The following is an 18,600-nucleotide window of genomic DNA, read 5'->3' on the forward strand; positions in this document are numbered from 1 at the left end:
TCAATGCGCCAGCGCCTTGACGATCTGCTCCACGGTCTTCTTCGCGTCGCCGAACAGCATCATCGTATTGGGCCGGAAGAACAGCTCATTCTCGACGCCGGCATAGCCGGAGCCCATGCCACGCTTTAAAAACAGAACCGTCTTCGCCTTCTCGACATCGAGGATCGGCATGCCATAGATCGGCGATTGCGGATCGGTCTTGGCGGAAGGATTGGTCACGTCATTGGCGCCGATGACGAAGGCGACATCGGCCTGGGCGAATTCCGAATTTATGTCCTCGAGCTCGAAGACCTCGTCGTAAGGAACATTGGCCTCGGCCAGCAGCACATTCATATGGCCGGGCATGCGGCCGGCGACGGGATGAATGGCGTATTTCACCTCGACGCCTTCCTTTTTCAAAAGGTCCGCCATCTCGCGCAGCGCATGCTGCGCCTGCGCCACCGCCATGCCATAGCCCGGCACGATGATGATCTTGCCGGCGTTCTGCATGATGTAAGCGGCGTCCTCCGCCGAGCCCTGCTTGACCGGGCGCTTCTCCACCGCGCCTGTCGCCGCCACCGTCTCGCCGCCGAAGCCGCCGAGAATGACGGAGACGAAGGAGCGGTTCATCCCCTTGCACATTATGTAGGAGAGGATGGCTCCCGAGGAGCCGACCAGCGCGCCGGTGATGATGAGCGCGAGATTGCCGAGCGTGAAGCCGATGCCCGCCGCCGCCCATCCCGAATAGGAATTGAGCATGGACACGACGACCGGCATGTCGGCGCCGCCGATGGGGATGATGAGCGTCACGCCGAGCACGAAAGCGACGAGAATGATGAGAAACAGCCAGAAGCCGCTCTCCGTCGTCGCGAACAGGACGATGAAGCCGAGCAGCGCCAGCCCGAGCAGAATATTGATCGTGTGACGCTCGGCGAGCAGGAACGGCTTGCCGCTCATCTTTTCGGCGAGCTTCATATAAGCGATGATCGAGCCGGAGAATGTGATCGCGCCGATCGCCGCGCCGAGCGACATTTCGAAGAGGCTTCCCCCTTCGATGTGGCCGGGCGCGCCTATGCCGAAAGCCTGCGGCGCATTGAACGCCGCGCCCGCCACCAGAACCGCGGCGAGGCCGACGAAGGAATGGAACAAGGCGACGAGCTGCGGCATTTCCGTCATCAGCACGGTGCGCGCCTGCCACGCCCCGATTCCGCCGCCGATGGCGACGCCCGACACCATCAATAGAAATCCGCTGAAGCTCGGCGCGCGCAGCAGCAGCGTCGTCGCCACGGCGACGCCCATGCCAATCATGCCGTAGAGATTGCCCTGTCGCGACGTCGCCGGCGAGGACAGGCCGCGCAGCGCCAGAATGAACAAAATTCCGGCGGCGAGATAGAGAAGGACCGCGAGATTGCCGCTCATGGCTCAGCCCTTCTTCTTGTACATCGACAGCATACGTTCGGTGACCATGAAGCCGCCGAAAATATTCACGCTGACGAGGCCGAGCGCGACGAAGCCGAACCATTGCGCCCACCACGCGCCGTCGTTGGCGTCGGCCTTTGGGTCGACGCCGACTGCGAGCAGCGCGCCGACCACGATGACCGAGGAGACGGCGTTGGTGACGGACATCAGCGGCGTGTGCAGCGCGGGCGTCACCGACCAGACGACATAATAGCCGACGAAAACCGCCAGCGCGAAAATCGCGAGGCGGAAGACGACCGGATCGACGCCGCCTGTGAGGCCGTGCGAGGAGGCCGCCGCCGCCACTTGCGCCAGCTGGTCGGAATAGGATTGCGCCTGATCGGCGAGCTGCCGCGTCGCTTCGGCTGCGCGGCGGGCCGTTTCGAGCATTTGCTGTGTCGTGTCGGATGCCATGTGCCAACGCCCTTTCTTCGCTCGGCCCTCGCGGGGCCGGCGTGATCAAGCCGCAAATCGCGAATCGATGACGGCGCCGTCGCGGGTGAGGGCCGTCGCCTTCACCAATTCGTCGTTCCAATCGATGGCCAGAGTCTTCGTCTCTTTGGAGATGAGAGTCTCGACGAAGGCGAGCAGGTTTTTTGCGTAGAGGCTGGAGGCCGTCGCTGGCAGGCGGCCGGCGAGATTGACCGCGCCGACGATCTTCACGCCATTGTCGATGATCGTTTCGCCGGGCTTGGTCAGCTCGCAATTGCCGCCACGCTCGGCCGCGAGATCAATGATGACCGAGCCCGCGCGCATCGATCGCGCCGCCGCCGCCGAAATGAGTCTCGGAGCCGGCCGGCCGGGGATCAGCGCCGTCGTGATCACAATGTCTTGCTTGGCGATATGCGCCGCGACCAGCTCCGCCTGCGCGGCTTGGTATTCCTGCGACATTTCCTTGGCGTAGCCGCCGGAGGTCTCGGCCTGGCGGAATTCGTCATTCTCGACCGCGATGAATTTCGCGCCGAGCGATTCCACCTGCTCCTTGGTGGCGGGCCGCACATCGGTGGCCGAGACGATGCCGCCGAGCCGGCGCGCCGTTGCGATCGCCTGCAGGCCGGCGACGCCGACGCCCATGATGAAAATTTTGGCGGCCGGGACCGTGCCTGCCGCCGTCATCATCATCGGAATGGCGCGGCTATATTCCGCCGCGGCGTCGATGACGGCGCGATAGCCAGCGATATTGGCCTGGGAGGAGAGGACGTCCATGACCTGCGCGCGAGTGATGCGCGGCATGAATTCCATGGCGAAGAGCGTTGCGCCGGTTTGCGCGAGCGTGGCCAGCTCTTTCTCATGTCCGAAAGGATCGGCGATGGCGACGATTGCGGCGCCGCGCGCTATGCCGGACAGCTCGCCCGGCGCCGGTCGGCGCACGCGCAGCACCACTTCGGCATTGTCGGAGGCGGCGGCTGCGCTCGGTGCTATGGCCGCGCCGGCGGCGGCGTAATCGGCGTCGGAAAAGCCGGATATGGCTCCGGCGCCCGATTGGACCACGACTTCTGCGCCGAGGTTCTTGAACTTTTTGACGGTTTCCGGCGTCGCAGCGACGCGCGTCTCGTTCTTGTCAGTCTCGGCTTGAACAGCAATGCGCATTGACGAAACTCCATTTTGCGGAGAATCGGTTTCGCGTGGCCGGATGGCCGCGCGGTTCGCATTCGGTCAGAAACTGTAGAGGGAACCCGTGGAGCGGCGCGTCGGCGATCGACGCGCCGGGTCTTTAGCGCGCGAGGAAGAAATACATCAGCGCCAGGGTCACGACGCTGGCCGCCGTTCCCACCTTCAGCAGCGTCAGAAAGCCGTTATAGGTGGCGAGATGCTCCGCAATGTCTGACGAAGTCTCGTGATGATCGGCCATTGCTCTCCCCTCGTGCTCTTGCGCTTGCGCCTCGCCCGTCGAGGGGCGAAGCAGAATCATGCTAGACGAGCGCGCGCTTTCCTGCAATGTCGCAATCGTCGCGGTCGCGGCCTGCGCAGCGGATGGGACGGCGACCGCGTCGGCGCGAGCGGCGGCCCGGCTCGATCGATCGGAATTCGCTCCGAACTCCAGCGCCGATCGAGCGCGCCGCAAGGCGACTCAAGGCGGGGAGCGGACGAAGAGGATCGCGCCATTGGCGCGGGCGAATTCTTCCGTGCAGATGTCCCCCGTTCGTCCTTTCAGCCGCGCGCTGCTCGTCGCCAGCGCGTCGAGGCTCGTATTCTCCTTGACGCGGACATGGCGCACGCAGACGGCCCCCTCGGGCGAGAAGCCCGCTTCGAAGTCATGCGCCGGATCATTGCCGGGCGATTGGACGCCGAGGAAATCATAAATGTCGATCGGCTGGCCGTTGCGCGTCGTGCCCTTGCCGTCGCCCGAATAATCGGCGCGCACGAGACGTATGCAGGCGTCGTAGAGCGCCCGCGCCGAGGGTCCGCCGGCGCGCGTCTCCCAAGGATGATAGCCGAAGCGCACGCATTTGCCCTGCGCGCCGCCGGTGCAGGTGAGCTCGAAGACGCCCCGCTCGGCCGGCGCGATCGTGCCGTCGCCGCGGGCGCGTCCGGCGATGGGAAAGCCCTGGCGGCGTCCGTCAGGACCCGCCTCGCATAGATTTGTCCATTCGCCGTCGGCGCCTTGGACGGAGAAGCTGTGCAGCAGGACCGCGTCGCGCTCGGCTTCCGGATGCGCCGCGAGGAGGGGATCCGGCTCGACCGCGTCGATGCGAATCTTCGTTCCTCCGGCGGCGCCGGCGACGGTCAGCGTCGCGCCGACCAACTGCGCGGAGTCGAGCACGCGCTCGTCCGACAATGTCGCCTTGAAATGCGTGCCGACGACGTCGAGCGACTGCAATTCGGCGGCTCGCGCGCTCGCGCAGAGGGAAAGCGCGGCGCAGACGAGCGAGAGCCGGGAGAAGAGCTTGCTGTGCATGGTTCTTTGCTTTCTCGGCGGTGGCGGCGGCCGGCGCGAGCCGGCCGTCCCAGGATCGCGGAAGATTATTTCGCGGTCGAGGCGCCGGCCGGCAGCTCGACCGAGAGGATGCGCCAGCCGTTCGCGCCGGCGGTCTTCCCGCCCGTGGCGGCGACCGCGTTGAGCGAGACTCCATTGGTCGAGATGGTGTTGTAACCGCAGCTCGTGCACACAGCCGCCATGGCGGAGCCGCTGAAAGCGAAAAGACCGAGAGTGAAAATGACTCGCTTGAACATCGTAAGACCTCTTTCGTCGGTTCGCCGAAAAATCACTTCGCCTGCGGCAGCTCGATCGAGATGACGCGCAGCCCATTCTGGCGGGACGGATTCGAGCTCACTCCGTTGGCTTTCACGCCATTATCGACGAGCGCGTTCTTCGCGAGGGCGTTGAGGTCGCGGCCATTTACCGTGAGCCCGTTCTTCGTGAGCGCGTTCTGCGTGAGCGCGTTCTTGCTGAGCGCGTTAAGCGTTAAGCCGTTCAGCTGAACGGCAGCGGACGCCGAGCCGGCGATGGTGACGAGACCAAGGGTCAAAATCATGCGCTTGAACATTGTGAGACCTCTTCATTCGAGCTGTGGCCGAAGGCCGCTTTTGCTTTGTTCCTTGCGTCGCGCCCTTCGGCGTCCGACCGTTTGAACATTGCCCAATATGAAGATTTTCGGTCCTGCCGCTGTGCCGCCGCACACAGGTCGAGGGGGCGGGAATCAAAAAAGGCCCCGGATTTCTCCGGGGCCTTCTTTGTCTCTTGCGAGGGTAGCGAGGATCAGAAGTCCATGCCGCCCATGCCGCCGCCAGGCGGCAGAGCCGGGCCGGCGTCCTTCTTCGGCTGCTCGGTGATCGTCGCCTCGGTGGTGACGATGAGGCCGGCGATGGAAGCAGCATCCTGCAGGGCGGTGCGGACGACCTTGGTCGGGTCGATGATGCCGAGCTTGACGAGATCGCCATATTCGCCGGTCTGGGCGTCATAGCCGAAGCTGTAGTCCGTGGACTCGAGCAGCTTGCCGACCACGACCGCGCCGTCGCCGCCGGCATTGTCGACGATCTGACGAGCCGGAGCCTGGATCGCCTTGCGGACGATCGCGATGCCGGTCTGCTGGTCGGAATTGGCGACCTTGACATCGGCGAGAGCGGCGATGGCGCGCAGCAGGGCGACGCCGCCGCCGGGGGAGATGCCTTCCTGCACCGCGGCGCGGGTGGCGTTCAGCGCGTCGTCGACGCGGTCCTTCTTCTCCTTCACCTCGACCTCGGTCGCGCCGCCGACGCGGATCACCGCGACGCCGCCCGCGAGCTTGGCGAGACGCTCCTGGAGCTTCTCGCGGTCATAGTCCGAGGTGACTTCCTCGACCTGAGCCTTGATCTGAGCGACGCGAGCCTCGATGTCCTTCTTCTCGCCGGCGCCGTCGATGATCGTCGTATTCTCTTTGTCGATGCGAATACGCTTGGCCTTGCCGAGCAGCGGAAGCGTGACGTTCTCGAGCTTGATGCCGAGATCCTCGGAGACGACCTGGCCGCCCGTGAGGATGGCGATGTCCTCGAGCTGAGCCTTGCGACGATCGCCGAAGCCCGGAGCCTTCACGGCCGCGATCTTCAGGCCGCCGCGCAGCTTGTTGACGACGAGCGTGGCCAGAGCCTCGCCCTCGACGTCCTCGGCGATGATGAGCAGCGGCTTGCCGGTCTGCACAACGGCCTCGAGGACCGGCAGCAGCGGCTGCAGGCTCGACAGCTTCTTCTCGTGGATGAGGATGTAGGGGTCCTCGAGCTCCGCGACGAGACGCTCGGCGTTGGTGATGAAGTAGGGGGAGAGATAGCCGCGGTCGAACTGCAGGCCCTCGACGATGACGGTCTCGGAGTCGAGGCTCTTGGCCTCTTCCACCGTGATCACGCCCTCATTGCCGACCTTCTGCACCGCCTTGGCGATCTCCTGGCCGATGAAGCTGTCGCCATTGGCCGAGATGGTGCCGACCTGGGCGATCTCGTCGTTGGAGGTGACCTTCTTGGAGTTCTTCTTCAGATCGGCGACGACCGCCTCGACCGCGAGGTCGATGCCGCGCTTGAGATCCTGCGGGTTGAGGCCGGCCGCGACGGCCTTGGCGCCTTCCCTGGCGATGGCGGCGGCGAGCACGGTCGCCGTCGTGGTGCCGTCGCCGGCGGTGTCGTTCTGCTTGGAGGCGACCTCACGAACGAGCTGCGCGCCGAGATTCTCGAACTTGTCGGCGAGCTCGATCTCCTTGGCGACGGTGACGCCGTCCTTGGTGATGCGGGGAGCGCCGAAGCTCTTCTCGATGACGACGTTGCGGCCCTTGGGGCCGAGAGTGACCTTCACCGCATTGGCGAGGATTTCGACGCCGCGCAGGATACGGTCGCGCGCGTCGGAGGAAAAACGAATGTCCTTGGCTGCCATTTTCGTTCGGCTCCGTTGAAGAGAATAAGGTGCGAGGGTCTAGCGGCTCAGGCGATCACGCCCAGAATGTCGCTTTCCTTCATGATGAGGAGATCTTCGCCGTCGATCTTGACCTCGGTGCCGGACCATTTGCCGAACAGCACGCGGTCGCCTTCCTTCACGTCGAGGGCGACGAGCTTGCCGCTCTCGTCGCGGGCGCCGGGGCCGACGGCGATGATCTTGCCCTCGGCGGGCTTCTCTTTCGCGGTGTCCGGAATGATGATGCCGCCTTTGGTCTTGTCTTCGCCTTCGAGGCGCTTGACCACGACGCGGTCGTGGAGGGGACGGAACGCCATGTCGTCTTCCTTCGTTGCTGCCCGGCCGGAGCGCGCGGGCGAAAGATTGAATAAAATGCCTATTAGCACTCATGAGGGGTGAGTGCCAGCAGGCTGGCGATGACATAGGAAGCAGCCCCCGGCCCTGTCAAGGGCGAGCAGCGCCGAATTCGGGCGCCGGCCGCGCAAATGCATAAAATTGCGTCTTGCCGTGCCTCTTTATTCTCGTGACGCGGCCGAAATCGGGCGGCGCATTCGCGGTTTTGGGCAGGGGCGTCGCGCCGCCGAGCGCCCTGTGGTAGGCCCATGCTTCGGCATATGAATTGCTAGCTCGCGAGGCATGACAATGGACGCCGTGCAATCGACAAAGACCGCATTCGACGTCATCGGAGGCCAGGAGGCGGTCGACCGTCTGGTCGAGACGTTCTACCGCAATATGGACGAGCTGCCGCAGGCGCGGGGCATTCGCGCCATGCATGCGATCGATCTCGGCCCCACAAAGGCGGTTCTGAAGCTCTATCTGGCCGAATGGCTGGGCGGACCGAAGAGCTATTCGGAACAGCGGGGACATCCCCGGCTGCGCATGCGTCACATGGGCTTCGCGATCGGAGCCGCCGAGCGCGACGCGTGGATGGCCTGCATGACTGGCGCGCTCGATGAGGTGGTCGATGATGTGAGACTGCGTGACTCCCTGAAGCAGAACTTCGCCAAACTGGCGGATTGGCTACGTAACGATCCGGATAATCAACATGACAAGCATCACTGAAACGGCGTTTGCGACTTTGGACGAGCAGAAGCGGCTGCTCAGCCCGGTTCACAAGGGACCGACGGAGAAGGCCGGGCGCTTCGGCTTCCGCGGCAAGCTCGCCCTGAAATTCGCCCAACAGTTCGCCGATGAGGCGCGCCCGCCGGAGCTCTGCTCCGATCAGGTCATTGCGGTGGCGGAAGCCGGCAAGCCCACCTTCGACTTCTTCGCGCAGTGGCTCCTCTCCTTCGAGCATCTCGGATACGTCGCCGAAGTGCTGAAGGGGCTGCTCGCCCCGGATGGCAAATATTTCATCTTTGCCAACAATATCGACCTGCTCAGCAAATATCAGGTCGAGATCGACGGCATTAATTTCTACGTGCTGCCGATCGACGAATCGACGGTCTATAACGAGCTGCTCGAGCTGTTCTACATCGAGAAGAACGATCTCAAGAAGCTGTCGATCGGTGGCAAGATCGACGCCGTGGCCAACGCGGGCATAGCCTTCGATCAGACTTTCGAGAAGATCACCTTCGAGAAGGGCCTGGAAGTCATGGGCCCGGTGCGCAACCGCAACGAGAATCGTCCGGTCTGACACGACCTTACGCTCGCACACGACCACGCAATCCAGGGGCCGCACCGGCTCTGGATTGCTTTTTTATGTCTGGCGAGGCGCCGGCGGGGCCGAGAGAAAGCGTGCGCGTATTCCGACATGATTGTCAGAATACGCCCTGCCTGGTTCGTTGATCGACAGTGATGATCAATTGCCTTCCAGCCGCGCTTGCGCGCAGGCGCGGACCAGCTCGTCCTCGTCATCGAGGAAAGAGGGCAGCTGTTCCGCTGAGCAGCGTTCCGCGACAGTGAAGCGAATACGCAAATCCTCGTCCTTGCTCATGGCGGCGAGGCGATCTTCCGGCAGGCGCTCGGCGACGACGAGGCGCACGAGCGGCTCCGGATCCTTCACGAGAAGATGCAGCCGCTCCAACGGAATGCGGCGCGCGACCCAGCGGCGCACCTCCGGGTCCTCGTCATGGACGGCCATGCTCAGCAAATCCGGCGCGATGCGCCGCACGACATGGATGCGGACCAGATAATCCGGGTCCGAATACATTGCGACGAGCGCGGCGCCTTCGAGCCGATTGGCGGCCACGATGCGCACGCGTGGTTCTGGATCATGCGCGAGATGGGCGATGCGCGACGCCGGCAGGCGCGATGCGACCGTGGCCCGCACCTCCGGCTCTGGATCGTCGAGCAGCGGCGGCAGACGCAGCACCGAGGCGTAGCGCGCCGCACGGGCGCGCACCTCGAAATAGGCGTGATCGAGGTAGGAATCCGCGAGATGCGGATGTCCGCGGAAGAAGAGATCGACACGCTTGGCCCGGCGATCGCGCACACAGGCGGATCCCTTGCGGCAGAGCCCCTCGAGATTGAGCGCCACATGGGAGCATTCCCTGCAGCGGATGGGGCGACCGCGCCAGTCGAGCGGATCGTCGCTTATTCTTTCCGGTTCTGCGGCCATTGTGGAGCCGTCTTCTTTCCAGGAATCAAAACTTCTTTACAGGGATATCATATTTTTGCAGCGCATAGCCGATTTGTCTGGGGGTAAGCCCGAGCAGGCGAGCCGCTTTGGCTTTCACCCATCCGGCCTGTTCCATCGCCTCGATGAGCTTGTCGCGATCGGACCGATGATCCGTCTCGATGACCGTACAGTTCTCTGCGCCTGGACACGCCGCCGCGGGTTGCGCCGCGACGACAGGCGCGGGCTCTTCGACGACCGGCGGTCGCGCCACGGGAGGCCGCGCCGGCGGCGGCGGGGGCGCCTGCGGCTTGGAGACGATCGGCAGAGGCGTGAAGCTCGGCGGGTGCAATCCGCCGATCGTCGACTCGCGCGAGCCGTTCCACAGAACGGAGGAGAGGCAGCCGTCATTGCGGCAAGAGAAGTCTTTGTCCACGATCGAGTCGTTGCGCGCCAAAGTCGCTGTCCGATAAACGCAATTCTCGAGCTCGCGAATATTGCCCGGGAAATTGCATTCGCTGAGCACTTCCATCGCCGAATCGGAGAAGCTCAGATGGACATTCTGCTCATTGTTGAAGCGCCGCAGGAATTCATTGGCGAGCGGCGCCAGATCGCCTCTTCGGTCGCGCAGCGGCGGCAGGAAGATCGGAACGACGCTGATGCGGTAATAGAGATCCGCGCGGAACTCGCCCTTCTGCACCGCTTCCTCGAGATTGCGATTGGTGGCGCAGACGAAGCGCACGTCGACCTTCATCGTGCGGGTGCCGCCGACGCGCTCGAACTCGCCCTCTTGCAGCACGCGCAGCAGCTTGGCCTGGAAGGCGGGCGTGATGTCGCCGATCTCGTCCAGGAACAGCGTGCCGCCGTCCGCGAGCTCGAAACGCCCTTTGCGCAGGGCCGCCGCGCCGGTGAAGGCGCCGCGCTCATGGCCGAACAGCTCGGACTCTAGCACGCTCTCGGGCAGGGCCGCGCAGTTCAGCTTGACGAAAGGCTTGCTCTGCCGTGGCGAAAGATTGTGGAGCGCGGCCGCGAACAGCTCCTTGCCGGTGCCCGACTCGCCGCGCAGCAGCACGGTTGATTTGGCCTTGGCGACGATGCGGATCTTGTCGACGACCGCACGCACCGCCGGACTCTCGCCGACGATCCCTTTGATGCCGTCCAGCCGCGCCTCTATATGCGCCGAATGCGCCGCCGGCCGATCGCCCTTCTCCAGCCTGGCCTTCTCCTGCATCAGCCGCTCGCGGTCTCGCGCGATCAGCTTGTGCAGCCGCAAGGTCTGGCCGACCAGATTGGCGATCATTGTCAGGAATCGCACGTCGTGGTCGAAGCGAACGGAAGACCGATCGCTATAGACGCGATCGACCGTCAATGTGCCGACCACCGCGTCCGCCTCCTTGATCGGCACGCCGATCAGCGAGAAGGGCTGTCCGTCAGTCGGACCCCATTCGGAGAGATCCGTGCCTTCGAACAGAGGCGAGGCGGCGACATTCTCGACCACCAGCGGCATCTTGGTCGCGACGATCTGGCCGACCGCCCGCTCGGGAAGATGCTCGAAAAACTTCTTGGCGTTCCCTTCGCTCCATCCCGAGCCGACGACCACTTCCGGGTCGCCATGCGTGTCGAGCAGAGCGATGAGGCCGTGCCGCATGTCGAGAAAGCTCGACAGCAGCGCCAGCACGCCCGCCAGCGTCTTCTCGAGCCGGTTGGGCGAGGCCAGTAATTTCGAAATTTCGTAGATTCCGACGAGAGCAGATTCGCTCGGGTCGAACGCGCGAGCCTGAGCCGTGTTCATGCTGCTTCCAGCTTCGTATCCCATCGACGTGCCTGACGTTCCGCGGGAATTCGATAGTTCACCCTGGAATGTTTAGCAACTAACATGCCGTCGCCGTGGCAATTCTTCGCTCCGCTCCCGGCGGCGCGCCACCCCGGCTTCACGCAACCCCTTGCGCGAGCTCGTAGATTACCGTCCAGCCGACGTGGCCCGGCGGGTCCAGCACCTGCAAAATCCCGAGGTTTTCCATCGCTTCCGCCTTGTTGCCCCGCTTCAGCTGAATGAAGCTCAACGCCTTTAAAGTGTACAATGCGAAGCGCTCGGCCGTGCCCGGCGCCGTTTCTTTCGGCGGCCAGCTATGCGGGTCGAGCGCCCAGCCAGCTTGCCGCGTCGCCTCGGCGAGGCCCTGATTGGCCACGGTCCAGGCGACTTCCAGATTCCCCATATAAGTATGAATCTTATAAAGGCAGTAATAGGCCGGCAGCTCATGGGGAGACAGCTCTAGCGCCTCACGGAACAATTCGTCCGCGCGCGCTCGATCGTTCCGATAGGCCAGGACGCCTTTTTGCAAGAGTTCATTGACGGCGGGCGAAAGCTCGCCGAAGTCGACGAGATCGTTTTCACGGGTGAGGTCGTTCATAACGCGCCCGCGAGCAAATCTCGCGCCAATAAAAGGCCGCCGGGCGCCGCGCGCGATCGAGGGACCGAGCGCAACGCCCGAAACGAGGGCGATCAAGGCCACATGGAGAGAGCGATATTGCGCCGTTTCCCTGGGCTCGCGCGGGTTTTGCGTCGAAGTGTCGCGTTCGCGACAGCTGGTTCTGACGCTTTCCGACATGTGTCGGTATTTGGACAGGTTCCAAACAAACGACAGTTTTCTCATAATTTCAGGTCTTTAGGTCATCAAATCAGCATGGCATGCTTGTTGCGAACCTCGTGCCCGGACACCGCTTCCGCGACAGCGCCGGTGCAATGGCAGACGGATATGTCGCGACTGCGTTCCGCAAGGGTTTGAAACTCTTCAAATCGTGAGGAACCGAACATGGAATCTCTATCTACTGAAACCGTCGACATCGGCGGGGCTGAATCGATCGACGACGTGATGCAGAAGGTCGCTGAGCATAAGGGCTGCGGCACCTCGGGCGGCAGCGGCAAGGCGAGCTGCGGCACGGCGGCTGGTGAAAACGACCTGCCGCAGGAAATCTGGGACAAGGTCAAGAACCATCCTTGCTACAGCGAGGAGGCGCATCACCACTACGCCCGCATGCACGTCGCTGTCGCTCCGGCGTGCAACATCCAGTGCAACTACTGCAATCGCAAATATGATTGCGCCAATGAGTCGCGCCCCGGCGTCGTCTCCGAGAAGCTGACGCCCGAGCAGGCCTCCAAGAAGGTTCTGGCCGTCGCGTCGACGATCCCGCAGATGACCGTTCTCGGCATCGCCGGCCCGGGCGACCCGCTCGCCAATCCGGAGAAGACCTTCAAGACCTTCGAGCTGATCGCCGCGACTGCGCCGGACATCAAGCTCTGCCTGTCGACGAATGGTCTGGCTCTGCCGGAGCATGTCGATACGATCGCCAAGTACAATGTCGATCACGTCACGATCACCATCAACATGGTCGATCCGGACGTCGGCGCGCAGATCTATCCCTGGATCTACTGGCAGCATAAGCGCATCTATGGCCGCGAGGCCGCCGAGATCCTGACGCAGCACCAGATGCGCGGCCTCGAGATGCTGACCGAGCGCGGCATTCTGTGCAAGGTCAACTCGGTCATGATCCCGGGCATCAACGACAAGCATCTCGTCGAGGTGAACAAGGCCGTGAAGTCGCGCGGGGCGTTCCTGCACAACATCATGCCGCTCATCTCCTCCCCCGAGCACGGCACCGTGTTCGGCCTCAACGGCCAGCGCGGCCCGACGGCTCAAGAGCTGAAGGCGCTGCAGGACAGCTGTGAAGGCGAGATGAACATGATGCGCCATTGCCGCCAGTGCCGCGCCGACGCGGTCGGGCTGCTCGGCGAGGATCGCAGCGCTGAGTTCACGACCGACAAGATCATGGCCATGGAAGTGACCTATGATCTCGAGAGCCGCAAGGCTTATCAGACGAAGGTCGAGGAAGAGCGTCTGAAGGTCGCCGCCGCCAAGAACGCCGAGCTGGCGACGCTCGCCGGCGAGGACAATGTCGACATCAAGATCCTGATCGCCGTGGCGACCAAGGGCTCTGGCCGCGTCAACGAGCACTTTGGCCACGCCAAGGAGTTCCAGATCTACGAGCTCAGCACCCATGGCGCGAAGTTCGTCGGTCATCGTCGTGTCGACCTGTATTGCCAGGGCGGCTATGGCGAGGAGGACAGCCTCGACACGATCATCCGCGCGATCAACGATTGCACGGCCGTGTTCGTCGCGAAGATCGGTGGTTGCCCGAAGAACGATCTGGTCAAGGCCGGCATCGATCCGGTCGATGAATTCGCCTTCGAGTTCATCGAGCAGTCGGCGATCACCTACTTCAAGCGCTATCTCGACAAGGTGAAGACCGGCGAGATCGAGCACAAGGAGCGTGGTGACGCGACTCTCCGTCAGGGCGCCTTCATCACGGCCTGACACGGAAGCGATCGGCATTCGCCACTAAAGAAGCGCGAGCCGCCGAGCGGCCCGCGCTTCAGTCAAGACCGCGGATGCGCGGAGAATTAGAGCTCGAGAGAATCGGCGATTCTTCAGCTCAGTGACGGCTCGATGGAGGAGCAAGCAAATGACCTACAAGATCGTTGCTTCGCAATGCACGTCCTGCTCGGCGTGCGAGGCGGAATGCCCCAATGTGGCGATCTCCGAGAAGAACGGAACCTTCGTCATCAATCCCAAGAAGTGCACCGAGTGCATCGGCTATTTCGATGTGCCGCAGTGCGTCGCGGTGTGCCCGGTCGATGACACCTGCGTCATCGACAACTCGCTCCCGCGGTATCAGGCGGCCGGGGGCGCGGCATGAATATTCAATTCACTCCCGCCGCGGAAAAATTCATCCGCCGCCTCGTCACGTTCGACGGCGGTCCGGGCTTCGGTCTGAGCCTCCACGTCTCTCCGGGCGGCTGCTCGGGCATGAGCGCGGAATTCTCGGTTCAGCCGGCTCCGCGTGAGGGCGAGCAGGCGTTCGACTTCCCGAGCTTCAAGCTGTTTCTGCCGGCGCAGAGCCGCCTGCTGCTCGATGGCGTGACGATCGACTTCAAAGAGACGGCCACCTCCACCGGCTTCTCCTTCATCGATCCCAAAGCGAAAGCCTGTGGGTGCTCCTCGACGACGCAGACCGTCGTCGAGCTGCCGGAGCTTCCCGTGGCGTGAGTGGATAGGAACGCTTCATGTTGAACGGAGATGGCGCTCTACGCAACGAGGCCTTCGATACGGGAGACGAGATTCTTTCTTCTCCCGTCTTCGGCGCCGGATTGCCGGCGGAAGCCGAGCGTCATCTCCGCGAAGCGGCGCTTTCCTACCATCTCGGCGATGTCGCAGAACAGCATTTGTTCGAGGCGCGTCGCGCGGCCCCGACCCATGTGGCGGTGCTGATCGGACTCTACCGGTTTTACTTCTACAAGAACCGTCTTGAGGACACGCTCGAGATCGCCAAGACGTGCCTCACTAGGGCGGCGATCGATAATTCCCTGCCGCTCGACTGGCGCGAGGTCCGAAAAGGCGACGCCGACTTCGCCAATTACGAGGCGGTGCTGCCACGCTTCTTCATGTTCGTGCTCAAAGGCTATGCGTATCTGCAGATGCGCATGGGCGAGCATGAGGAGGGGCGAGAGGCGGCGCAAAAGCTGCTCGAGCTAGACCCGACCGATAAGGTCGGCGCGACCTTGCTGCTCACCGTTCTCGCGCAACGGGAGGCCGAGGATGCCGACTGACGAGATCGACGAGGCCATCGACTGGCAAGGCGTTCCCGTCGATTGCGGGGCATGCCCCCATAAAGAGCTCTTGGCCGAGGAGCGTTGCAAGCCGCTCCGGGCCTGTGTCTTCGACCGCTATGCGCGTCGGATCGACCGTTTCTTCGATTGGAATCCGGAGCTGGCGCGTCATTTTCTCGCGCATCCCTATTTCGAAGTGCGCGCCTGGGCCGCCAAAGCCGCCGAGATATTCCTCCTTCCGGCGCTTTTGGACGATCCCGAAGAAACCGTTCGCTGGAGCGCCGCGCGGCGCCTTCCTGATCGCTATCTCCTCAAGCTTCGCAATGATCCGCATCGCGAGGTGAGGATCAGAGTGGCGCATCGGCTCGACCCCGTCGATCTGCTGCCGATGATCGAGGATCGCGACTATTATGTCCGCCAGGTCGTCGCGCGTCGCATCTCGCCGGATTTGCTCGTTCTGATGATCGACGACGACGAGGTCGAGGTACGACGCGTCGTCGCGCAGCGCATCGCGCCGCAAGCGCTGAAGCGGATGACGACCGACGTGGACGCGGCCGTTCGCTTCGAGGCGGCGCAGCGACTCGACGTCGCGCAGCTGCCGGATCTCATCAGCGATCCGGACTGGCGCGTGCGCTATGAGGTGGCGCAACGCGCAGCCCTCACAGACATTCGACTGCTTCTCTCCGACGAGGACCCGATCGTGCGCGAGACCGCTGAAGCGCGGCTCGGCAAAACGCCCGATCCGTCCGGCCGGAAAGTTTTGGAGCGCAACCACAGCCACATCGAGGAACGGATATGAGCAACATCAACCGTGACGACGGCTCCGTCGAGCTGAACGATCCGCCCGCCTTCAACTATGGCGAAAAGGTCAAGTCGAAGAAGGTGGTGCGAAACGACGGCACCTTCCCGGGGAAGGACGTCGGCGAGATTCTCGTAAAAAAAGGCGAGATCGGCTATGTCTCGAGCATCGGCACGTTTTTGCAGCAATTCTACATCTACGGCGTCGAGTTCGTGGAGACTGGCTATAAGGTCGGCATGCGTAAAAAGGAGCTCGAGCCCGTCGAGGTCGCGACCCAAGAGGCGGCTCAATGATCAAATATGACTGGGGCATGCGGGTGCGCGCCACCGTTGATCTCTTCAACGACGGCTCTCATCCGGGGCATGAGCCCGATGCGCTGCTCGTCAAGGCGGGCGACCCCGGCGAGATCGTTCAGATCGGCCAGCATGTCGAGAGCGACACGCCAGTCTATATCGTCGAGTTCGGCGAGAAGACGGTGATCGGCTGCTTAGAAGAGGAGATCGAGCCCGTTTGACGCGCGGATTTTCCACACGACTCGCGGTATGAACATTGCTAAACGACAAGGGTCAACCTAACAGCGAGGCGCAGTGTGAAAGTCATGATCCGCAGAGGCTCCGACGGCATTCTTTCGGCCTATGTGCCGAAGAAGGATCTCGAAGAGCCGATCGTCGAACAGGGGAGCCCTCAATTGTGGGGCGGCACAGTGACCCTCGCCAATGGTTGGGTGCTTCAGCTGCCGGAGATGGCGGCGGAAACGTCGCTTCCGATCACGGTCGAAGCCAAGAAAATAAGTGGAGACTGAAAAATGCCGATCGCGACCGAGCAACTCGAGGCGATCGACGCGACGCTCGCGACGGCGGCCGCCGATCAGGCGGCCGTTTCCGCTCTGAGACAAGTCGCACCCGGCCTCACGGCGATGAGATGCGACAAGGCGGATATTCAGGACGAGACGCCGTTTCGCACCTATGAGAACTGCGATTTGTTCCTGATCGACGCCCGCGACCATTGCGTCAAGATCACAGCGGATCCGACCGTCGCCACAGGATTGGTGGTTGCCCCGAAAAGGTGAGCGAGCATGCAGACGTCCCTTCTGCCGATGAATGATCCGGACCTCGCCCAGAGTGATCTGGATGCGGTCGTCGAGACGATCACTTCCCCGCGACTTTCCGCGGGACCCAAAGTCGAAGAATTCGAGGCGGAGTTCGCCGCATATCTCGGCCGCAAGCATGCGATCGCCGTGTCCAGTGGGACGATCGGCCTTTTGCTGACCTTGCGCGCCTATGGCATCGGCCCTGGCGACGAGGTTGTCGCCTCCGCTCATTCTTTCCGTGAGACGACGCATGCGATCGCGCTCTCGGGCGCGCGGCCGGTGTTCGCGGACATCGACTATTGGGCCGGCACTTTGGCGCCTGAAAAGGCGGAAGCGGTCATTACCGACAAGACCAAGGCGATCGTCGCCGGCAATTCCAACGGACATCCGGCGCCTTGGGAGCCGTTTCGCCAGCTCGCCGAAGCGAAAAAGCTGATCCTCATCGAAGATTCGACCGAGGCCATCGGCTCCATATACAAGGGCAAGCTGGTCGGCTCGTTCGGCGATTGCTCGGTGTTCGACTTTTCTCAGCCCGGCGTCATCGCCTGTGGCGAGGGAGGCATGATCGTCACCGATGACGACGATCGCGCCTCGGCGATCCGTAATCTTCGCAGCCGGCGGATCGCGGAACGGTCCTCGGTGGTGCTCGGCGCCTATCCTCCGATGCAGGCGGCGATGAGCGACATCACCGCGGCGCTCGGTCTCGCGCAGTTTCGACGCCTGGAGCTGCTGCTCGCGCGCCGCACCAGGGTCGAGCGCTGGTTCTACCAATATGTGAAGTCATTCGAAGGGATCAAAGATCCCTATATCGCGCCCGACGTCGAGGAGGTTCACTGGTTCCTCTATGTCGTGCATCTCGGCACGCGTTTCTCGCGCTCCAGCCGCGATCAGATCATCGAAGATTTGCAGACGGAGAAGATCGACGCCGCGGCCTATTCGCATCCGCTGCATTTGCAACGCTACTATTTCGATCTTGGCTATCGGCGCGGCAATTTCTTCGTGACCGAGAAAGTCGCGGATCGCGCCGTCGCGCTGCCGTTCCACGCTCATCTGACCGAAAGCCAGATCGCTTTCATCGTCGGCACGATGAAGGACGCTTCGATCAATATCGGCGCAGGAGCCGCTATTTATCTGTAAAAGTCGCGCCGGCCTCGAGCCGGCGCGTCCATTGCCGTGACGTCATTGTCCAGAAACGGACGAGACCTGATGCGCGAGTGGCCGAGAGTGGCCGAAACGCGCGAACGAAAACTCCCATCACACCAAAATGCTGCGCATTTTTGCCTGCGATGGGTCCTGTCGCGCGCGCAGCTGCACGAAATTTAGAGTGGTTCGAAACTTGCTGGAAAGAGGGCGTGAGGACCTTTGGCAAGGAGGAGTGAACGACATGCCGGTACTGACCATTCTGCCGTCGGGCAAAACCATCGAAGTTGAGCCGGGCAGCAGACTCCTGGACGCGATTCTCAAAGCGGAAGAGAAGATCCAAAGCAAATGCGGTGGCGAGGCCAAATGTGGCACCTGCCATCTTTTCGTCCAGGAAGGAAAGAAGAGCCTGTCGAAGACAACTCGCGCCGAAAACGAGCAGTTGGACACGATCGTCGGCGTGGGCTCGAAATCGCGTCTCGCTTGCCAAGCCAATTTCGGAACCGAGAACGTCACGGTCGAGCTGCTCGGCTTCGACTCGGGCCGCTGACAACTG

At 62.8% G+C, this 18,600-nt stretch carries 25 protein-coding genes; 13 read left to right on the plus strand and 12 right to left on the minus strand.

The features are described from left to right. From A1351_RS14925 to groES, 9 genes are all read right to left on the minus strand, one after another. Positions 1 to 1,398 (minus strand): NAD(P)(+) transhydrogenase (Re/Si-specific) subunit beta, encoded by a 1,398-nt coding sequence (locus A1351_RS14925; protein WP_024881160.1) that lies wholly within the window; start codon positions 1,396 to 1,398, stop codon positions 1 to 3. Positions 1,399 to 1,401: 3 nt separating this feature from the next. After that, positions 1,402 to 1,851, minus strand: a complete 450-nt coding sequence (locus A1351_RS14930; protein WP_064033380.1) for an NAD(P) transhydrogenase subunit alpha — start codon at positions 1,849 to 1,851, stop codon at positions 1,402 to 1,404. Between the two features lie 45 nt (positions 1,852 to 1,896). Further along, positions 1,897 to 3,027 carry a Re/Si-specific NAD(P)(+) transhydrogenase subunit alpha gene (locus tag A1351_RS14935; RefSeq protein WP_064033381.1) on the minus strand — a complete coding sequence of 377 codons (1,131 nt, stop codon included), beginning with the start codon at positions 3,025 to 3,027 and terminating at the stop codon, positions 1,897 to 1,899. A 124-nt stretch (positions 3,028 to 3,151) separates the two neighbouring features. Further along, complete coding sequence (locus A1351_RS14940) at positions 3,152 to 3,349, minus strand: aa3-type cytochrome c oxidase subunit IV (protein WP_245267397.1); 198 nt, start codon at positions 3,347 to 3,349, stop codon at positions 3,152 to 3,154. A gap of 159 nt (positions 3,350 to 3,508) precedes the next feature. After that, positions 3,509 to 4,336: an ADYC domain-containing protein gene (locus tag A1351_RS14945; protein ID WP_024881156.1), complete on the minus strand. Its 828-nt coding sequence runs from the start codon at positions 4,334 to 4,336 to the stop codon at positions 3,509 to 3,511. Positions 4,337 to 4,401: 65 nt separating this feature from the next. Then, entirely contained in the window at positions 4,402 to 4,611 is a 210-nt protein-coding gene (locus tag A1351_RS14950; RefSeq protein ID WP_024881155.1) for a hypothetical protein, read from the minus strand. Positions 4,612 to 4,643: 32 nt separating this feature from the next. Next, positions 4,644 to 4,925, minus strand: a complete 282-nt coding sequence (locus A1351_RS14955; RefSeq protein WP_024881154.1) for a hypothetical protein — start codon at positions 4,923 to 4,925, stop codon at positions 4,644 to 4,646. 212 nt (positions 4,926 to 5,137) lie between these two features. Further along, positions 5,138 to 6,775 (minus strand): chaperonin GroEL, encoded by a 1,638-nt coding sequence (groL, locus tag A1351_RS14960; RefSeq protein WP_024881153.1) that lies wholly within the window; start codon positions 6,773 to 6,775, stop codon positions 5,138 to 5,140. Positions 6,776 to 6,822: 47 nt separating this feature from the next. Then, positions 6,823 to 7,110 carry a co-chaperone GroES gene (groES, locus tag A1351_RS14965; protein ID WP_018267899.1) on the minus strand — a complete coding sequence of 96 codons (288 nt, stop codon included), beginning with the start codon at positions 7,108 to 7,110 and terminating at the stop codon, positions 6,823 to 6,825. A 325-nt stretch (positions 7,111 to 7,435) separates the two neighbouring features. On the opposite strand from groES, the gene A1351_RS14975 reads away from it, so the two are divergent. Together A1351_RS14975 and A1351_RS14980 are read left to right on the plus strand one after the other, a co-directional pair. After that, the gene (locus tag A1351_RS14975) at positions 7,436 to 7,855 is read left to right on the plus strand and encodes a group II truncated hemoglobin (protein WP_036308997.1); all 420 of its coding nucleotides are present in this window, start codon (positions 7,436 to 7,438) and stop codon (positions 7,853 to 7,855) included. Then, complete coding sequence (locus A1351_RS14980; RefSeq protein WP_024881151.1) at positions 7,839 to 8,429, plus strand: hypothetical protein; 591 nt, start codon at positions 7,839 to 7,841, stop codon at positions 8,427 to 8,429. The genes A1351_RS14975 and A1351_RS14980 overlap by 17 nt, the downstream gene beginning before the upstream one ends. 165 nt (positions 8,430 to 8,594) lie before the next feature. On the opposite strand, the gene A1351_RS14985 is transcribed toward A1351_RS14980, so the two are convergent. The 3 genes from A1351_RS14985 to A1351_RS14995 all read right to left on the minus strand — a co-directional run bounded on the left by A1351_RS14985 (position 8,595) and on the right by A1351_RS14995 (position 11,761). Then, positions 8,595 to 9,353, minus strand: coding sequence for a 4Fe4S-binding leucine-rich repeat protein (locus A1351_RS14985; RefSeq protein ID WP_026599440.1), 759 nt, complete (start codon positions 9,351 to 9,353; stop codon positions 8,595 to 8,597). A gap of 25 nt (positions 9,354 to 9,378) precedes the next feature. Then, positions 9,379 to 11,142, minus strand: coding sequence for a nif-specific transcriptional activator NifA (nifA, locus tag A1351_RS14990; protein ID WP_026599439.1), 1,764 nt, complete (start codon positions 11,140 to 11,142; stop codon positions 9,379 to 9,381). Positions 11,143 to 11,281: 139 nt separating this feature from the next. After that, on the minus strand, positions 11,282 to 11,761 hold the full coding sequence (locus A1351_RS14995) for a hypothetical protein (protein WP_024881148.1): 480 nt from the start codon (positions 11,759 to 11,761) through the stop codon (positions 11,282 to 11,284). Positions 11,762 to 12,163: 402 nt separating this feature from the next. On the opposite strand from A1351_RS14995, the gene nifB reads away from it, so the two are divergent. From nifB to A1351_RS15050, 11 genes are all read left to right on the plus strand, one after another. Next, the gene (gene nifB / locus A1351_RS15000; RefSeq protein WP_024881147.1) at positions 12,164 to 13,723 is read left to right on the plus strand and encodes a nitrogenase cofactor biosynthesis protein NifB; all 1,560 of its coding nucleotides are present in this window, start codon (positions 12,164 to 12,166) and stop codon (positions 13,721 to 13,723) included. Between the two features lie 148 nt (positions 13,724 to 13,871). Continuing rightward, a complete protein-coding gene (locus tag A1351_RS15005) occupies positions 13,872 to 14,105 on the plus strand; it encodes a 4Fe-4S dicluster domain-containing protein (protein WP_018267906.1) in 234 nt (77 codons plus the stop codon). After that, positions 14,102 to 14,455: an iron-sulfur cluster assembly accessory protein gene (locus A1351_RS15010; protein ID WP_024881146.1), complete on the plus strand. Its 354-nt coding sequence runs from the start codon at positions 14,102 to 14,104 to the stop codon at positions 14,453 to 14,455. Before A1351_RS15005 ends, A1351_RS15010 begins: the two co-directional genes overlap by 4 nt. 17 nt (positions 14,456 to 14,472) lie before the next feature. Continuing rightward, positions 14,473 to 15,015: a hypothetical protein gene (locus A1351_RS15015; RefSeq protein ID WP_024881145.1), complete on the plus strand. Its 543-nt coding sequence runs from the start codon at positions 14,473 to 14,475 to the stop codon at positions 15,013 to 15,015. After that, positions 15,005 to 15,814, plus strand: a complete 810-nt coding sequence (locus A1351_RS15020; RefSeq protein ID WP_024881144.1) for a 4Fe4S-binding leucine-rich repeat protein — start codon at positions 15,005 to 15,007, stop codon at positions 15,812 to 15,814. The genes A1351_RS15015 and A1351_RS15020 overlap by 11 nt, the downstream gene beginning before the upstream one ends. Next, positions 15,811 to 16,107: a nitrogen fixation protein NifZ gene (locus A1351_RS15025; RefSeq protein ID WP_024881143.1), complete on the plus strand. Its 297-nt coding sequence runs from the start codon at positions 15,811 to 15,813 to the stop codon at positions 16,105 to 16,107. The genes A1351_RS15020 and A1351_RS15025 overlap by 4 nt, the downstream gene beginning before the upstream one ends. Further along, positions 16,104 to 16,328 (plus strand): nitrogen fixation protein NifZ, encoded by a 225-nt coding sequence (locus A1351_RS15030; RefSeq protein WP_024881142.1) that lies wholly within the window; start codon positions 16,104 to 16,106, stop codon positions 16,326 to 16,328. The genes A1351_RS15025 and A1351_RS15030 overlap by 4 nt, the downstream gene beginning before the upstream one ends. A 75-nt stretch (positions 16,329 to 16,403) precedes the next feature. Further along, positions 16,404 to 16,616, plus strand: a complete 213-nt coding sequence (nifT, locus tag A1351_RS15035) for a putative nitrogen fixation protein NifT (protein WP_036292550.1) — start codon at positions 16,404 to 16,406, stop codon at positions 16,614 to 16,616. Positions 16,617 to 16,619: 3 nt separating this feature from the next. Then, the gene (locus A1351_RS15040; RefSeq protein WP_024881140.1) at positions 16,620 to 16,883 is read left to right on the plus strand and encodes a hypothetical protein; all 264 of its coding nucleotides are present in this window, start codon (positions 16,620 to 16,622) and stop codon (positions 16,881 to 16,883) included. 6 nt (positions 16,884 to 16,889) lie between these two features. After that, on the plus strand, positions 16,890 to 18,041 hold the full coding sequence (locus A1351_RS15045; RefSeq protein WP_024881139.1) for a DegT/DnrJ/EryC1/StrS aminotransferase family protein: 1,152 nt from the start codon (positions 16,890 to 16,892) through the stop codon (positions 18,039 to 18,041). Positions 18,042 to 18,288: 247 nt separating this feature from the next. Further along, complete coding sequence (locus A1351_RS15050) at positions 18,289 to 18,594, plus strand: 2Fe-2S iron-sulfur cluster-binding protein (protein ID WP_024881138.1); 306 nt, start codon at positions 18,289 to 18,291, stop codon at positions 18,592 to 18,594. The last annotated feature ends 6 nt before the right edge of the window (positions 18,595 to 18,600 follow it).

The sequence above is a fragment of the Methylosinus sp. R-45379 genome (assembly GCF_001644125.1).
In the GTDB taxonomy this organism is placed as follows: Bacteria; Pseudomonadota; Alphaproteobacteria; order Rhizobiales; family Beijerinckiaceae; genus Methylosinus.

Coding starts and splice junctions, on each gene's coding strand:
- A1351_RS14925 (WP_024881160.1), bottom strand. CDS start 1,398: ATGAGCGGCAATCTCGCGGTCCTTCTCTATCTCGCCGCCGGAATTTTG.
- A1351_RS14930 (WP_064033380.1), bottom strand. CDS start 1,851: ATGGCATCCGACACGACACAGCAAATGCTCGAAACGGCCCGCCGCGCA.
- A1351_RS14935 (WP_064033381.1), bottom strand. CDS start 3,027: ATGCGCATTGCTGTTCAAGCCGAGACTGACAAGAACGAGACGCGCGTC.
- A1351_RS14940 (WP_245267397.1), bottom strand. CDS start 3,349: ATGATTCTGCTTCGCCCCTCGACGGGCGAGGCGCAAGCGCAAGAGCAC.
- A1351_RS14945 (WP_024881156.1), bottom strand. CDS start 4,336: ATGCACAGCAAGCTCTTCTCCCGGCTCTCGCTCGTCTGCGCCGCGCTT.
- A1351_RS14950 (WP_024881155.1), bottom strand. CDS start 4,611: ATGTTCAAGCGAGTCATTTTCACTCTCGGTCTTTTCGCTTTCAGCGGC.
- A1351_RS14955 (WP_024881154.1), bottom strand. CDS start 4,925: ATGTTCAAGCGCATGATTTTGACCCTTGGTCTCGTCACCATCGCCGGC.
- groL (WP_024881153.1), bottom strand. CDS start 6,775: ATGGCAGCCAAGGACATTCGTTTTTCCTCCGACGCGCGCGACCGTATC.
- groES (WP_018267899.1), bottom strand. CDS start 7,110: ATGGCGTTCCGTCCCCTCCACGACCGCGTCGTGGTCAAGCGCCTCGAA.
- A1351_RS14975 (WP_036308997.1), top strand. CDS start 7,436: ATGGACGCCGTGCAATCGACAAAGACCGCATTCGACGTCATCGGAGGC.
- A1351_RS14980 (WP_024881151.1), top strand. CDS start 7,839: ATGACAAGCATCACTGAAACGGCGTTTGCGACTTTGGACGAGCAGAAG.
- A1351_RS14985 (WP_026599440.1), bottom strand. CDS start 9,353: ATGGCCGCAGAACCGGAAAGAATAAGCGACGATCCGCTCGACTGGCGC.
- nifA (WP_026599439.1), bottom strand. CDS start 11,142: ATGAACACGGCTCAGGCTCGCGCGTTCGACCCGAGCGAATCTGCTCTC.
- A1351_RS14995 (WP_024881148.1), bottom strand. CDS start 11,761: ATGAACGACCTCACCCGTGAAAACGATCTCGTCGACTTCGGCGAGCTT.
- nifB (WP_024881147.1), top strand. CDS start 12,164: ATGGAATCTCTATCTACTGAAACCGTCGACATCGGCGGGGCTGAATCG.
- A1351_RS15005 (WP_018267906.1), top strand. CDS start 13,872: ATGACCTACAAGATCGTTGCTTCGCAATGCACGTCCTGCTCGGCGTGC.
- A1351_RS15010 (WP_024881146.1), top strand. CDS start 14,102: ATGAATATTCAATTCACTCCCGCCGCGGAAAAATTCATCCGCCGCCTC.
- A1351_RS15015 (WP_024881145.1), top strand. CDS start 14,473: ATGTTGAACGGAGATGGCGCTCTACGCAACGAGGCCTTCGATACGGGA.
- A1351_RS15020 (WP_024881144.1), top strand. CDS start 15,005: ATGCCGACTGACGAGATCGACGAGGCCATCGACTGGCAAGGCGTTCCC.
- A1351_RS15025 (WP_024881143.1), top strand. CDS start 15,811: ATGAGCAACATCAACCGTGACGACGGCTCCGTCGAGCTGAACGATCCG.
- A1351_RS15030 (WP_024881142.1), top strand. CDS start 16,104: ATGATCAAATATGACTGGGGCATGCGGGTGCGCGCCACCGTTGATCTC.
- A1351_RS15040 (WP_024881140.1), top strand. CDS start 16,620: ATGCCGATCGCGACCGAGCAACTCGAGGCGATCGACGCGACGCTCGCG.
- A1351_RS15045 (WP_024881139.1), top strand. CDS start 16,890: ATGCAGACGTCCCTTCTGCCGATGAATGATCCGGACCTCGCCCAGAGT.
- A1351_RS15050 (WP_024881138.1), top strand. CDS start 18,289: ATGCCGGTACTGACCATTCTGCCGTCGGGCAAAACCATCGAAGTTGAG.